This is a genomic window from Bacillus sp. AFS015802 (genome assembly GCF_002561455.1).
Classification (GTDB): Bacteria; Bacillota; Bacilli; order Bacillales; family Bacillaceae_B; genus Rossellomorea.
The window spans coordinates 50,454-64,576 of record NZ_NTUP01000002.1 but is presented as its reverse complement, the minus strand read 5'-3'; the positions used below and the strand labels follow the sequence as shown (position 1 = coordinate 64,576).

Here is a 14,123-nt window from a genome sequence, read left to right as displayed (position 1 = left end):
AATAGTCAGGGAGCCTTTCCTTTTTTAGTCCATGATGATGGTGCGTCCGGTTTCCGCACTCTCTTTACAAGCTTCAATTATTTTGATCACCAGTAAAGCGTCCCGGGGATCGACCGGAAGTGGCCTGTTTCGTTTTATGCTATCATACATCCCCAGGTAATATTGGGTGTAATCCCCTTTTTCCGAAGGTATGACCTCCGATGTCACTTCTTCCTCCAAAATGGTCGTGAGTAAACCCCAATTTTCTTCGTCTTCCATCCCCCACTCTTCTGAAAGAGGATTTTTCCCTGCTTTTAAATCATCTTCCTGACGATCCATCCCGTGTTTCACAAAGCTTCCTTTACGCCCATGGACCTGATAGCGGGGGCCGGGATCGAGCACGATGGACCGTGAATAAAGCTGCACTCTCAATACATCGTATCCGAGTGTGATGAGGAAGTAATCCTCCGCTTTGTCAGGATTGCGCTGAGGGAAGACATCGGCCTGCACCCATTTCGGGGTCCCAAACAGGGTAAGGGCCTGATCGAGAAGATGAGAGCCGAGATCGTACAGTACGCCTGCCCCCTCCATTTTGTTCTCTTTCCACCGGTCCTTGATGGTTGGCCGGAAACGATCAAAATGCGCTTCATATGTATAAATCTTTCCAAGCGTTTCTTCTTTCAACAATTTCTGAATGGTCAAGAAGTCGGCATCCCAGCGCCGATTATGGAAAACGGAAAGATGGAGCCCTCTCTCTTCTGCCAGTGTCAGGAGCTCTTCCCCTTCTCTTGAGTCCGTTACAAAGGGTTTCTCGACGATGACATGTTTACCTGATAATAATGATTGTTTGATCATTTGATAGTGAAGGTGATTAGGTGTCGTGATCACGACTAAATCTATGTCTTCCTGAAGCAGTTCGCCGAGTGAGGACACCACTGTGGCTCCCTCGATGTCATTCAATACTTTTTCTTCATTGGAGGACATGACCGCTTCAATATGATATTCCTCTAAATGGGAGAGTAATGGACGATGAAAGCTTTGTCCTGAAAATCCGTATCCTGCCAAACCTACTTTAATGGGCTGCATAATGTCACCTTTTTCTTTCAAAATGTATTCCTATATTATCATGTACAAGATCGGACGAAAAATGATTCGTTTTACAATCGGGCGGGGTTTTGTATAAAATAAGTGGAAAAGGGAGGTTATCATCATGCAATCAATCAAAAACAAAGAAACCTTTGACGATCTCATCTCATCACCAGAGCCAGTCATCGTAAAATTCCATGCGGACTGGTGTCCGGACTGCCGTCGCATGGACATGTTCATTGATGAAATCATGGAAGAGTTCAATCAATATAAATGGTATGACATCAATAAGGACGAATTCCCGGAAATCGCCGAAAAATATGACGTCATGGGCATTCCGAGCCTGCTGGTATACAAAAACGGCGAAAAACAAGCCCATCTGCACAGCGCCAACGCCAAATCGCCGGAACAAGTGACAGAATTCCTGAACACACTATAACCTGAAGGTCCGTCCCTCATTATGAAGAGGGACGGACCTTTGTCGTTTCTTATTTTACATTCCATAAATATTTCCTTTTCCATCGACATATACCGTCTGAATCTTCGTTCGCTGGTATTCATTTCCCAGCGACGTCTTGCCTTCTATGTCGAGGGTGATGTTATGGATTCCTTCATCAAAGTCAGCAAGTGGCAGGGAGGTCAAGTCTTCTGTGGTGATGAGTACGGAAGATTTCTTTCCACTCTGCATCGGGATATAGTGTATGGTATAGGTCCTCTTTAAAACAGTATCACCCCCACCCAATGCGCTCACCACCTCTTTTCTCTTTTTATGAAAGAGAATGCTAACCATGTAATGTTCTCTTTGACCCGATTTGGCCCTCACCTCCCACCTGCCTGAAAGGGGGTCGGAAAGCAGGATCGAATGATGATACGCACCGGGGAAATAGCCCGTTGCGTCTTCTGCCATGCCCCATTGCTTATATAGTTGGCCGTCCGGACTCACCAGCTCATAAGCGGAGTCACTTAGGTTACTGATCCAATCAACGGTGATCTTCCCCATTCCTTCTTCGACAAAGAAGCTTTCCACGACTGTCCCATCGAATTCCCCGCCCCTGTGAAGAACAGAGGTTTCATCTTCTGAAGCCATTTCGCTCACCTTTGCATACGGAACCTCTTTCACCATTTCGGTGTAAAGATTCTTCAAAAAAGGGAATACCTCGCTGCCTTTTTTAATGGTGGTATGAGTCCAGTCCTGTACGGCCACTTCTTTGGCATAAGGAAGCCGCGAGCTTCTCACCAGCACGGCTCCGTCACTTTGACCGAAACGGCTTAAGTATAAACCTCCCCAAAACAGTTCAGAGTTGGCCCCACCCCAGCCTGTGCCTCCAAATGTATAGATCGGGACGTCCTTCACTGGGTCCTGTCCGTCTGTCTCTGACCGGAAACCCTTCATATAACCCGTTTGCAGTGAAAAGACGGCGGGTGTCTTGCTTTTCAACGCATCCGTCAGCCACCCTGCCCATTTACTGAAGGCAAGGTCTGCAAGCTCTGATCCGTGATGGGGCGTCGACAGTGTGATGACCCTTTCTACATAGGGAGAAGCTCCGTAATGGATCAGTGCCGCTTGAGTATCGATCCCTCCTTTACTGTGACCCACCACCACAATCTTTTCATTAAAGTATTCGTACATTTCGCGGAGCTTGTCTGCCAACATCTCCCCGTTCCTCCACATGTCTTCATCTGGATGCAATTCGATGAACACCGATTGGTAACCGGCTCCCCGGGTGATGGGAAGCATGTCATTCTCCTTTATCCACGCAGCTGAGGATGAGTTGATGCCATGAACAAATAAAATCGGATATCCTTCCGTATTCGCTGCCTCTTCATCCTTAAACCATGTGCCGGGTATTCCCGGACCGTTCTGTTTTCCTTTCATACTTTCGTGCATCGTTCTTTCCCCCCATTGAAAGACGTTCTTTCCTTCATTATCGTTCAGCCGGAAAAAAATTTCACCCCCGATGTAAAATCCAGGAAGAAAGACATATATTCTCTACGCGCAGTATAGGACTCTTTATCTTAACGAAAACTAAACGTGAACCTACTGAAATGGAGGAATTCATATGACAAAGAAAAACAACCGGGGAAGCGAGAATCAAAACTCACCTAAGCGGGGCACGACGGAATTTGCAACAGAGATCACAAGCGGGGACAACAGCAAGGGAAATAAACATAATAAAGACCAGAAAAACAAGACGAAATAACCAAAAACCTGCCCGAATCCCTTCTGGCAGGTTTTTGACTATCATTCACTCATCGTCGTCAGAGATACTCACAGGGATCATGTTGGATTCAACATGGATGTGAGGGGGACCCGCTTGCCTTTCCCTGTCTCCATACAATCGTTCATTCAACTCAATATTGGCTTCTGTTGCCGACATTCTTTCATGCTGCTTTTTCATTATCCTCATCCTTTCACTAATAGAGTATCAATTCCCCAGTGGAATTATGCGGACATGGTTTTCCTGAACTTGGATACACTAAGCATTGAAAAATGATAGGAGGAAATGATTATGGACCAAAATCGAGTTAAACAGATTTTATCTTCTTCAGCCGACATCCAGGTCAAATACAAGGATGCATCGGTATGGATCGACTCTGTATCTGAAGACGGTAAAACGGCCGTTGTCCACCTTCGCGGACCGTTGGAAGAACGTTCTGAAGTAAGTGTTTCCGATTTAGAAGAAGTATAATGGAAGAAAAGACCATGCAGGGATTCACCCGGCATGGTCTTTTCTCTTGGAGCATTATTTTTGATCTTTGATTTTTCCTTTATTCTTCAATAATTCAAAGATCATTTTTGCTTGATCCGTGTTATCGATCAAGCCGGCGAATTTTTCTTTTTGTGGACCGAACGCATACACAGGTACCTCGTCACCAGTGTGTCCGCCTGTTGTCCAGCCTGTACCTGAACGTTTGTCAAAAATCTTCTCGATCGCATTATCGATTTCGGTTTTATCGCCTTTTTCAGCTGCGGCTTTCACAGAAGCGATTTCTTCCTGCGTCAGTTCAAGGTCGATATTATTCGCTAACGTTTCTTCAACAGAAGCACCATTCACAATTTGCTCTGCCATAAAGTCAGGTGTATGTTTTGCAGCTTGGATCGGTGTTGGATCCCACTTGTACTCACCATCAGAACCAATTGAGATTCCACCTGTAGAGTGATCTGCCGTCACGATGACAAGGGTTTCTCCATTTTCTTTCGCAAAATCTCTTACTTTTTCAAACGCTTGTTCAAAGTCTCTCATTTCACTCATGGCACCGACTACATCATTATCATGACCTGCCCAGTCGATTTGACTTCCTTCTACCATGAGGAAGAATCCGTCTTTATCACCTTTTAATCGATCAAGAGCTGCGGTTGTCATATCCGCCAGGCTCGGCTGCTTCTCATCTCGGTCGATCATCTTGTCCATTCCGACTTCTGAGAAAAGACCTAGAACTTGTTCATTGTCATCGTTTTTCAGTTCTTCAGCTGATTTCACATAGCTGTATCCATCTTTTTGGAACTGCTCGGCAAGATTACGGTCTTCGCGTTCAAAGAAGTCTGTTCCTCCCCCAAGCATAACGTCAATTTTATGCTCTCCGTTGATCATTTCATCATAATAGTCGTCGGCAATCGCATTTTCGCTTTTACGCTGCTCTTCATGTGCTCCGTAAGATGCAGGAGTCGCATGTGTAATTTCAGATGTGGCGACAATTCCTGTAGACATGCCATTTTCTTTCGCCTGCTCTAATACTGTTTTTACATTTGATTTATCATTGTCAACGGCAATCGCGTTATTATATGTTTTCACTCCGCCGCTCATCGCAGTAGCAGCAGCTGCCGAATCTGTTACATTTTCTTCTTCATCTTCCGGATACGTCGTCTGCAGTCCGACAAGGTAAGGATCGAATGCCGTTTTTTCCATTTCGACTGTATCTGGATTGTCATTCATATAACGAAGGCCGGTGGTGTAAGGAACCCCCATACCATCACCGATCATAAAGATGACGTTCTTGGCTTTGCCATTTTTAGATTCCTTTGCCTGCGCTTCTGTGTTGTCTTGATTCATCCCTATTACACTTCCAAGAGCTAATGTTGACACAACCGCTAACGGAAGGATCTTCTTCATCGATTTCTTCATTTTCCCTACCTCCTAAAATTCGTGGTACATGTAGAAGAATAAAGGGAAAGTATGAAGAACCATTTACAAAACGAATACAGGTGTGTAAAGCTTATGTAAAAATGAAAAAAACAGGCATAAAGTCACCTGTTTTTCATTCATCACACTCACTCCCTTATAAGAGGCAGCGTACAGCAGCGGAATGAACCGCCCGATTTAATGATTTCAGATAAATCCAGTTCGATCACCTCGAACCCTTTCGCCCTGATCCGCTCATTTAAGGCATGGTTCTGGGTGAGACTGATGATCTTATGATTACCGATCGCCAACACATTCGGTCCCATTTGAAATTGTTCCTCATCTGTGACGGTGATGACATTATAATGCTTCTTGATGGTCTCGAGGTCCCCTTTTGAAAAGGCCGGTGGGTACACAAGTGCCCAATCACTTGAAATGATGGTAAACACACAATCCAAATGAAGGATGTCTTCCCTTAAAGGCAGTTCATGAACGGTGTAAGGGGCAAGCTGATTCCGCAATGATTGGATGGCCAATTGGTTTGTCCGGCCACTCACGCCGACCCAGATATCCTGCCCGTCAACAAGGACATCCCCTCCCTCGATGGAATGCATAAGCTCGCTGTAAGGGACAGCATTCTCCTTCAGCCACTTCTTGAGGGTCTTCACTTCCCCCCTCCTGACATCAGTATTCATCGAAGCAACGAAAAACTGATCATGAATCGAGAAACCGATGTCCCTTGTAAAGACCTGCTCATTCAACTCCTGGGATGGTTGAAGATGAATGACCTCGGAACCATGCTTCTCCAGCACTTCTACAAACGTTTCATGTTGTTGAACGGCTTTATCTATATTGATATTTTCGTTTAAGAAATGCTTTTGAGTCTCATTTATGATTTCATTGATTTGCATATTCTCGGGTGAAACCACCACCACTTTTTTCAACTTTCCATACTCATTGGTACAATAGGTTTTCGTATTGGGAACCAACGGGGAATTCAAACTCATCTTTACTCCCTCCAATTGTCTACTCTTAAAAACTGCTTTTCCCTGTTATTATGATGATAAAACGTCCTTTTTATAAATTATGCAGGTGCATCCTGAACAGGGACAACGCGCTTGGTGAATGGGTGTTAGATGGGCTACTTCTCCACTCCAATAAAAAAAGGACTCAGCTGAGCCCTTTTCAACGTGCCTTCTATTGTTCTTCTGAGGCTTTATCGTCCTTATCAACCTCGTCATCATTCAACGTTTCACCGGAAGGATCTTCATTAAGCGTACCTTCATTATCTTCTTCAGCCGCTTTGTCTCCGTTCATGGAATCTTCGTTTTTTGACCCTTCATCCATATTGCTTTCATCTTGAGAAGTGTCCTGCTGCTCCACGTTATTACTTTCCTCTTCGGCACCTTCATCATTTCCACAACCAGCTAAAACCAAGCCTGCACTCAGCGGTAAAGTTAGTAATAAATTTCTTGTTTTCATTAATATCTCTCCTTTGAAGTGTAGTCTGTAAGTGCTTAGTTCTTGTTTACCACGAATAGATTGTTATAAACAAATAAGTTAGCTTTTGGAAATAAGCCCTTTGTTATCCAAAGAAAAAAGCGTGCTGTCGCACGCCAAAATAAAACTTCCTAATGAACCATCCGATCATGATCCTTCCAGAATTCTTTTCTGATGACGACCTTTTGGATCTTTCCCGATGCGGTTTTGGGTAATTCCTCCGCAAAGGTTATGCTCTTTGGGGCCTTGAAGTGGGCAAGCTTTTCCCTGGTGAACTCGATAAGGTCCTTATCTGTTATGCTGTGGCCCTCCCTGAGGACAACCACTGCATGGGGCACTTCTCCCCAACGCTCATGGGGGACGGCCACCACGGCCGCTTCCAGGACACTATCATGCTCATAAAGGGCCCCCTCCACTTCGATAGACGAAATGTTTTCTCCCCCACTGATGATGACGTCTTTCATCCGATCGACGATTTCAATGAAGCCATCTTCATCAACCGTCGCCATATCCCCGGTATGGAGCCAGCCATCCCTGATCGTGTGATTGGTTGCTTCAGGATTTTTATAATATCCTTCCATCACCGTATTCGTCCTTGTCACAATTTCCCCTATCGCTTTTCCATCATGGGGCACTTCCTTTCCGAACTCATCCACTACTTTCACCTTGCTGCCGATCATGCTGTAACCGGCTTTCGCCTTTAACCGGTACTTTTCTTCCTTAGGTCGATCCTGTTCGGAGGACCTCAGGATGGAAGTGGTGATGAGTGGAGAGATTTCAGTCATTCCGTACACCTGGATGAACTCCCACTTCAGATCCTCTTCCACCTTCCGGACAAATGCCGGTGGTGGAGCCGAGCCCGCAATGACAACCCTAACTTGTTGCCCGATCGTCCGCTCCCTGTTTGGATAGGTTTCCAGAAGCATGTTCAGAACGGTCGGTGCCATATGCATAACCGTCACCCCATGCTTCTCGACTTTATCCAGGATGTACTCCGGGTCTACTTTTCTAAGCATCACCTGTGTCGCACCGTTGGCCGTATAATAAAATGGTGACCCCCAGCCATTTACATGGAACATTGGTAGGACATGGAGAAGGGTATCCTGATCCGAGACCCGTAAATGATGCATGGATGAAAGGGCATGCAGATAATTGGACCTGTGGGTGAGGAGTACGCCCTTCGGATCCCCTGTCGTTCCGCTCGTATACAATAAGGAAGCAATATCCGTTTCTTCCAGTTCCACGCGATCGAAGGCTTCGTCACTGAATGAACTGCGCCACTCGTCATAGCCGGGATGACCATCCACCGACTCACCATGGATGACAATATGCTCTAAAGACGGCACCTTAGACAAAATCGGCTGTACGAGAGGATACAGTTCCTCATCCACGAATAAGGCTTTCGCCTCACTATGAGTCAGAATAAATTGATAATCTGCCGGCTTTAAACGCGTATTAAGCGGCGTCATGACCCCTCCGACTCCATAGACCCCGTAGAATCCCTCCAGCATCTCCGTGGTATTCGGGGCGAGATATGCCACCTTGTCCCCTTTTTCAATCCCGAACTCCTTCAGCCCCCTGGAAAGTTGGTTCACACGTGCATTCAGCTGCCTATACGTCAAACGCTTCACATCATCAATGATCGCCACCTTATCCCCGTACTGCTCGACTGCGCGATCCAGAAAATCCGTCAACACTAATGGTACATGCATATGTACAACCCATCCCCTCTGTTCGATAATGACTGCTATATTGATTATTTTAGCAGATTCGATTTATTAATTGGGAATATTCTGAAATTAATTCCATCAAAAAAAGCATGGTGACAAGTAAGTCACCATGCTTGACGGGTCAGCGTCCCCTTCTGGTTGAAGATGATTTGCCCGGACTGTTTCTTTTGGCGCCGGAATTGCTTCTTGGTTTGCCGGAAGCACCCGGGCCGGATTGTCTGCCCCCTGTTGGACCGGCAGAAGATCCTCCACGCCGGGATGATGATTCTTCCCTTCTCGAGCGGCGGCTGCGTGAAGAGTCACCACCGTCGCTGTTACGGGACCGTCCTCCACGGGGAGATCTTGCACTGCGCTCTTTATTGGCTTGAATATTCTTTTCCCGCCGTTCCTTCGCACTTTCATTGGATCCCTTATGGACATTTGGGGTTTCCTTCGAAGCTTCAACCTCCACGATACGACGTGGCAATGAACGGCCGATGCCTTTTTCGATCATGTCCAGGTCCTGCTTATCCTTTAGTGCGACAAAGGTGACGGCAAGCCCGTCTTTACCGGCGCGTCCCGTACGGCCGATCCTGTGAATATAGCTTTCCACATCCTGAGGGATGTCATAATTAAACACATGGGTGACGCCTTCCACGTCGAGTCCCCGGGCCGCCACATCCGTCGCGATCAGAAGCTGTAGCTTCGCATCCCGGAACTTCTTCATGACGTTTTCCCGCTTCGCCTGGGACAGATCACCGTGCAGTTCGTCCACCAGGAATCCCCTTGCTTTCAGGTCGCCCAGCAGCTTGCTGACCCTTCTTTTTGTCCGGCAGAAGATGATGCCGAGAAACGGCTGGACATCGTGGATCGTTTGACTGAGTGCATCGAGTTTCTGACGATCCGTCGTTTCCACGATTTCCTGCTCGATTTCTTGAACGATTTTTTCCTTTTCACGGATCTGGACATTATGAGGATTGTTCATATAGCGCTTGCCGATCTTACGGATATCCTTTGACATCGTCGCTGAAAACAGGGCTGTTTGACGGGTGAACGGCGTCTCGCGGATAATCGACTCCACTTCATCGAAGAAGCCGATATGAAGCATCTGATCCGCTTCATCCAGCACAAGGAACGACACGTGTGAAAAGTCAACCGTCTCCCGCCTGACGTGGTCAAGCAAACGACCAGGCGTCCCGATCACGATATGAATCGCTTTATTCTTCAGCTTCTTAATTTGCTTCTCCACATCCTGGCCGCCGTACACAGCCAATACATGTATATCATCTTCCGTAGAAGAAAGGATCTGATTCAACTCAGCCGTTACTTGAATCGCAAGCTCCCGCGTCGGGGTTACGATAAGCGATTGGATCTCATCTCTCGCCGGATCGATTTTGGCAAGCATGGGCAGGAGAAACGCCATCGTCTTTCCGGTTCCCGTCTGTGCCTGTCCGATCACATCTTCTCCATTTAAGAGGACAGGGATCGTTTCGCTCTGAATCGGCGTAGGTTCTGTTATGGATTGTTCTTTTAATGCATTGACGTACTTAGGTTGAATTCCTAAGGAAGTAAAATCATTCATTGGGGTCACCTCTTTGTTCCCCATTATACCTTTAATCCCCTTTAGAAAATAGGGCGCTGTGTTATAATGGGAAAATCGTAAAATGAAATGAGGAATAACAGTGCTGACATTTGAGGAAAAATTAGCTGTCATAGAAGAGTTTCCTGAGCTTTCACGGAAGGACGTTTCCATGAAACGTGTAAACTTCCACTTTGAAGATAGTTTATATGAAAAAACGACCGTCGTGTATCACCTGCATCCGAATGGTAACGGGTTTGTTTATACGGGAAGCCTTGCAGACTATGAATCCAATCAAAAAGGGCTTGTGAATATCCGTGATTTTTCGGCGGATGAACTGCGCGGGATCATTCGGGCTTCGATCAATCACTTGGCAACGGAAGAAGAAATAGCTCCGCCGATCGAACAGTTGTGGAAAGACGCGGAAGGGCATTCCCTCACCTTGCTGGAAGAAGATGACCGCTGGAATATTTATGCCGGTGACAATCTGGAGGACAGCTTTGGCGGATATGATGAGGCGGCCTTGTATTTGCGTGAGGAAGGGTTCCGAAGACGGTGAATGTGAATTTCAGGCAACAAAAAGGGCGAATCGGATTGCGATTCGCCTTTTTTCTTTAGGTGGGAAGGGGTTGATGTGTGTGGACGTAGCCGGATCAGAGTCGGAATCCAGCCGTTTTTTGAGAAAATCCAGCCGAAATGATGAATTAATCAGCCGTTTTCTCACTTAATCCGGCCGAACTCTCTCTTAATCCAGCCGTTTCAAGAGAAAATCCAGCCATTACCCTTTTTTCACCAAACCTCAACCTTCCCCAATCCTCTCTTTTACAATGAGCGAACCAGGATATCCCGCACACTATTATCATCCATTACTTTATACGTCCCGACGCCAGGTTTGATGAACGTCTTCTCGACAATGCTATCAAACTGACTGTCATCGATATCATAATCGGCCAGTGTACTTGGGGCCCCCAGTGAAGTCCAGAAATCACGGAGCGCTTTTGCCCCTTCCCTTGCCACGTCGATATCTTCCTTGCCTTCAGGCGAAACCCCGAACACATTGACCGCAAGCTGTTTCACACGGGATGGATCTTCTTCCAGCACATGCTCCAGCCAGTTAGGGAAAAGAATGGCAAGACCGCCGCCATGAGGAATATCATAAATCGCAGAAATCGCGTGCTCGATTCGGTGGGTTGCCCAGTCGCCGCCGTCTGTCCCGTTGGCAAGGGTTCCGTTAAAGGCGGTGGTACTGATGTACATCATCGTTTCCCGATGTTTGAAGGAATCAAGATCCTCCAGCAGCCTAGGACCGGTTGCAATCGCCGTTCTCAGCAGGGACTCTATGAACCCGTCAATCATCGGAGTATTTTCAGTCCGGTGGAAATAGTGTTCAAGGGCATGGGACATGCTGTCCACAATCCCATAAATCGTCTGATCGCGTGGTACAGAAAATGTATAAGCAGGATCCAGGATTGAAAACGTCGGGAACACATGTGGAGATCCCCAGCCTAATTTATCATTCGTTTCCCAGTTCGTGATGACGGACACCGAGTTCATTTCTGAACCCGTCGCTGCAAGGGTCAGAACCGTGCCAAAGGGAAGGGCTTCATTGATCGGAGCTTTCGCGGTGATCAGTTCCCACACGTCCCCCGCGTATTTTGCTCCAGCGGAAATTGCCTTTGTGCAATCAATCACGCTTCCGCCGCCTACGGCCAGGATGAAATCGATCGCTTCGCTTCGGCAGATGGCGACACCCTTACGAACCGTCGTCAACCGTGGATTCGGCTCAACTCCGCTCAGCTCGAATACGTTGGCTTCGATTTTATTCAATTCGTTCATGACATCATCATACACGCCATTACGCTTGATGCTTCCCCCGCCGTAGACGAGTAATACATTCAGTCCTTTATCCAGAATGGAAGACAGCTGCTTCACTTCATCTTTACCGAAGTAAAGCTTTGTAGGATTGTATTGTAAAAATGTGTTCATGTTCAGCACCTCTAATCGTATTGTGCATTCATTTTAGCACTAGTTTCACCCATGAAGTTATCGATAGTTTTTCATATTACCTATCAAAATTATTGATGATTCAAGTAGTCAGGGCTGAAATGAATTGCGCGATCGGGGGTGTCAGCCATTTTTTCTTTTGATAGACGATTTGCGTATACACCGGAATTTTTTCATGATCAAATGGCACCTCGACGACCTTTCCGCTTTCAAGGTCTCTTTTTACAGCAATCTCAGGCATGATGGCAAGCCCCAAATCATCCGCCACACATTGTTTGATGGCCTCCAGGCTGCTGAAAGAGATGACCGATTTGGCCTGAACATTTTCCTCTTTTAATAATTGCTCGAGTAATACCCGATACGAACATCCTTCCTCCGTCAGGATGAGGGTTTCGGTTTCAAGCTCTTTTAAGCTCATTTCCTTCAGGGAATGCAGACGGTGCTTCGGAGGGGCGATCATCACCAACTTCTCCTGACGGATGGGGATCGTCGTCAGGTCCGGATGCTCCGATAAACGGTCCAATAGGATGGAGAGATCGAACTTCCCCTCAAGGGTGCCTTCTTTTAAGTTCGGGCACAGTCCTGCTTCAAGCAGGATCTTCAATTCCGGATGCCTTCCTTTCAAATCCTTTATATAGGGGGTGATGAAATAAGCGGCAAGAGATTCCACTGTGCCGATCCGCACGGTCCCCCTCAGATTGCTTTCCTTCGAGATTCGTTCTTCTGCCTCATCTAACAAGGATAGTATTTTGTCTATATAAAAATAGAGTTCTTCCCCCGACTGTGTCAGCCTCATTTTCCTGCCGACCCGTTCGAACAGCTTGACTTTATAGTGCTCCTCCAGTTTCTTGATTTGGGTCGTCACACTGGACTGGGCATATCCGAGCTCCTCCCCGGTCTTCGTATAACTCCCCCACTTGGCTACTTCTTTGAAGGTATAAAAATAGGTAAGATCCATTTGCCTCTCCCATCACTTATTACAATAGTTAGTATCAATAATTATAGATAACTTTAATCTTTCCAACAATGGTATAATCCTATTCATTGCATGCCCCCGTACGGCCTGATTGCCTCAAAAGGTGCAACGGGATGAAGAATTACTGTACACTCAACATGTGACGAGCTGAAAAAAATCAATTCATAAAGGAGTGTTAAACAATGAAAATATTAGCCCTGTTAGGAAGTACACGAAAAAACGGAAACTCCGAATATCTTGCCAAGAAAATCGTCGATGGGACCGATCATACCGTCGTATCCCTTGCCGATCTGCATATCGAACCGATCGAAGACCTGCGCCACTCTGAAGGAGGCTTCCTGCCAGTCGGGGATGATTACGAACAGCTTGTCCGTCTGATGGAAGAGCATGATGTATTATTATTCGCCACCCCCCTTTACTGGTATGGAATGAGCGGCCCGATGAAAAATTTCTTCGACCGCTGGAGTCAGTACCTTCGTGATGACCGTTTCAATTTAAAAGAAGAGCTTACGAAGAAGAAAGCGTATGTGGTAATCACCGGGGGGACTTCTGCCAAAATAAAAGGACTTCCACTGGTTCAGCAGTTTGACTACATTTTTCAGTTCGTGAATATGGAATTTGCGGACTACATGATCGGTGCAGGAGTCAAACCTGGTGAAATTGTCAACGATATAGCCGCACTTGAGAAAGCAGAACGCTGGAATGCCACGTTTAAAGGATGATCCCTCATGAGGGTCATCTTTTTTTGTTAATCCCCTCTCGATAAGGAAATAGTATGAACAAAACCATTAGGAGGCACCATATGGACTTCCCTACCATTCACACAAACTTCTGGGATGCAGTCATTGCCATTCCGATCATCATCCTGCTCACACAGCTTATAAAAGTCTCCTTCAAACCCCGGTCTTTTTTGGTTCCGAATATTGCCGTCATACTGGGCTTGTTCATTTCCGTTTTCATCAGCCACAGGGGACATATCGTCACGGGCATTTTCATGGGCTTTTTTTATGGATACGCAGCAATCGGGAATTATGCTTCGTTGAAGACTTCGGTGCTGGCTTTTCGAGGGGAGAAGAAAGAGTCTCCATGAGGGGTGGTAAGTGATACGCTCTATCTTTTTTTGTACGCCGATTATGTTGAAAATCGTGCCGTTTTGGAAGAAAATCCAG

16 protein-coding genes are annotated in these 14,123 nt (G+C 46.4%); 6 read left to right on the top strand and 10 right to left on the bottom strand.

Annotated features, from left to right (window positions below; genetic code table 11):
• Window positions 1-24: 24 nt before the first annotated feature.
• The gene (locus CN378_RS00800) at window positions 25-1,065 is read right to left on the bottom strand and encodes an oxidoreductase (RefSeq protein ID WP_098350164.1); all 1,041 of its coding nucleotides are present in this window, start codon (window positions 1,063-1,065) and stop codon (window positions 25-27) included.
• A 124-nt stretch (window positions 1,066-1,189) separates the two neighbouring features.
• Between CN378_RS00800 and CN378_RS00795 the strand changes: the two genes are divergently transcribed.
• A complete protein-coding gene (locus CN378_RS00795) occupies window positions 1,190-1,504 on the top strand; it encodes a thioredoxin family protein (RefSeq protein ID WP_098350031.1) in 315 nt (104 codons plus the stop codon).
• A gap of 54 nt (window positions 1,505-1,558) precedes the next feature.
• On the opposite strand, the gene CN378_RS00790 is transcribed toward CN378_RS00795, so the two are convergent.
• Entirely contained in the window at window positions 1,559-2,953 is a 1,395-nt protein-coding gene (locus CN378_RS00790; protein WP_098350030.1) for an esterase/lipase family protein, read from the bottom strand.
• Window positions 2,954-3,125: 172 nt separating this feature from the next.
• On the opposite strand from CN378_RS00790, the gene CN378_RS22430 reads away from it, so the two are divergent.
• Window positions 3,126-3,266: a hypothetical protein gene (locus tag CN378_RS22430; RefSeq protein ID WP_179884753.1), complete on the top strand. Its 141-nt coding sequence runs from the start codon at window positions 3,126-3,128 to the stop codon at window positions 3,264-3,266.
• 45 nt (window positions 3,267-3,311) lie between these two features.
• Here CN378_RS22430 and CN378_RS22425 read toward each other — a convergent pair whose 3' ends face one another.
• Window positions 3,312-3,464, bottom strand: a complete 153-nt coding sequence (locus tag CN378_RS22425; protein ID WP_179884752.1) for a hypothetical protein — start codon at window positions 3,462-3,464, stop codon at window positions 3,312-3,314.
• A 111-nt stretch (window positions 3,465-3,575) separates the two neighbouring features.
• Here CN378_RS22425 and CN378_RS00785 point away from each other — a divergent pair, with 111 nt between their 5' ends.
• On the top strand, window positions 3,576-3,755 hold the full coding sequence (locus CN378_RS00785) for an H-type small acid-soluble spore protein (RefSeq protein ID WP_061809731.1): 180 nt from the start codon (window positions 3,576-3,578) through the stop codon (window positions 3,753-3,755).
• Window positions 3,756-3,809: 54 nt separating this feature from the next.
• On the opposite strand, the gene CN378_RS00780 is transcribed toward CN378_RS00785, so the two are convergent.
• The 5 genes from CN378_RS00780 to CN378_RS00760 all read right to left on the bottom strand — a co-directional run bounded on the left by CN378_RS00780 (window position 3,810) and on the right by CN378_RS00760 (window position 9,986).
• Entirely contained in the window at window positions 3,810-5,189 is a 1,380-nt protein-coding gene (locus CN378_RS00780) for an alkaline phosphatase (protein WP_098350029.1), read from the bottom strand.
• Between the two features lie 146 nt (window positions 5,190-5,335).
• Window positions 5,336-6,193 carry a dimethylarginine dimethylaminohydrolase family protein gene (locus CN378_RS00775; RefSeq protein WP_098350028.1) on the bottom strand — a complete coding sequence of 286 codons (858 nt, stop codon included), beginning with the start codon at window positions 6,191-6,193 and terminating at the stop codon, window positions 5,336-5,338.
• A 190-nt stretch (window positions 6,194-6,383) separates the two neighbouring features.
• Window positions 6,384-6,668, bottom strand: coding sequence for a hypothetical protein (locus CN378_RS00770; protein WP_098350027.1), 285 nt, complete (start codon window positions 6,666-6,668; stop codon window positions 6,384-6,386).
• Window positions 6,669-6,817: 149 nt separating this feature from the next.
• A complete protein-coding gene (locus tag CN378_RS00765) occupies window positions 6,818-8,398 on the bottom strand; it encodes a long-chain-fatty-acid--CoA ligase (protein ID WP_098350026.1) in 1,581 nt (526 codons plus the stop codon).
• Between the two features lie 139 nt (window positions 8,399-8,537).
• Window positions 8,538-9,986, bottom strand: coding sequence for a DEAD/DEAH box helicase (locus CN378_RS00760; RefSeq protein ID WP_142323560.1), 1,449 nt, complete (start codon window positions 9,984-9,986; stop codon window positions 8,538-8,540).
• 91 nt (window positions 9,987-10,077) lie between these two features.
• Here CN378_RS00760 and CN378_RS00755 point away from each other — a divergent pair, with 91 nt between their 5' ends.
• On the top strand, window positions 10,078-10,533 hold the full coding sequence (locus tag CN378_RS00755) for a hypothetical protein (RefSeq protein WP_098350025.1): 456 nt from the start codon (window positions 10,078-10,080) through the stop codon (window positions 10,531-10,533).
• 263 nt (window positions 10,534-10,796) lie between these two features.
• Here the strand turns inward: CN378_RS00755 and CN378_RS00750 are convergent, their stop codons facing one another.
• Together CN378_RS00750 and CN378_RS00745 are read right to left on the bottom strand one after the other, a co-directional pair.
• Window positions 10,797-11,960 (bottom strand): iron-containing alcohol dehydrogenase, encoded by a 1,164-nt coding sequence (locus tag CN378_RS00750; protein WP_098350024.1) that lies wholly within the window; start codon window positions 11,958-11,960, stop codon window positions 10,797-10,799.
• A gap of 100 nt (window positions 11,961-12,060) precedes the next feature.
• A complete protein-coding gene (locus CN378_RS00745; protein WP_098350023.1) occupies window positions 12,061-12,936 on the bottom strand; it encodes a LysR family transcriptional regulator in 876 nt (291 codons plus the stop codon).
• A 200-nt stretch (window positions 12,937-13,136) separates the two neighbouring features.
• On the opposite strand from CN378_RS00745, the gene CN378_RS00740 reads away from it, so the two are divergent.
• Both CN378_RS00740 and CN378_RS00735 read left to right on the top strand, forming a co-directional pair.
• On the top strand, window positions 13,137-13,676 hold the full coding sequence (locus tag CN378_RS00740) for a flavodoxin family protein (protein WP_098350022.1): 540 nt from the start codon (window positions 13,137-13,139) through the stop codon (window positions 13,674-13,676).
• 80 nt (window positions 13,677-13,756) lie between these two features.
• Window positions 13,757-14,044 carry a hypothetical protein gene (locus CN378_RS00735; RefSeq protein WP_098350021.1) on the top strand — a complete coding sequence of 96 codons (288 nt, stop codon included), beginning with the start codon at window positions 13,757-13,759 and terminating at the stop codon, window positions 14,042-14,044.
• Window positions 14,045-14,123: the final 79 nt, after the last annotated feature.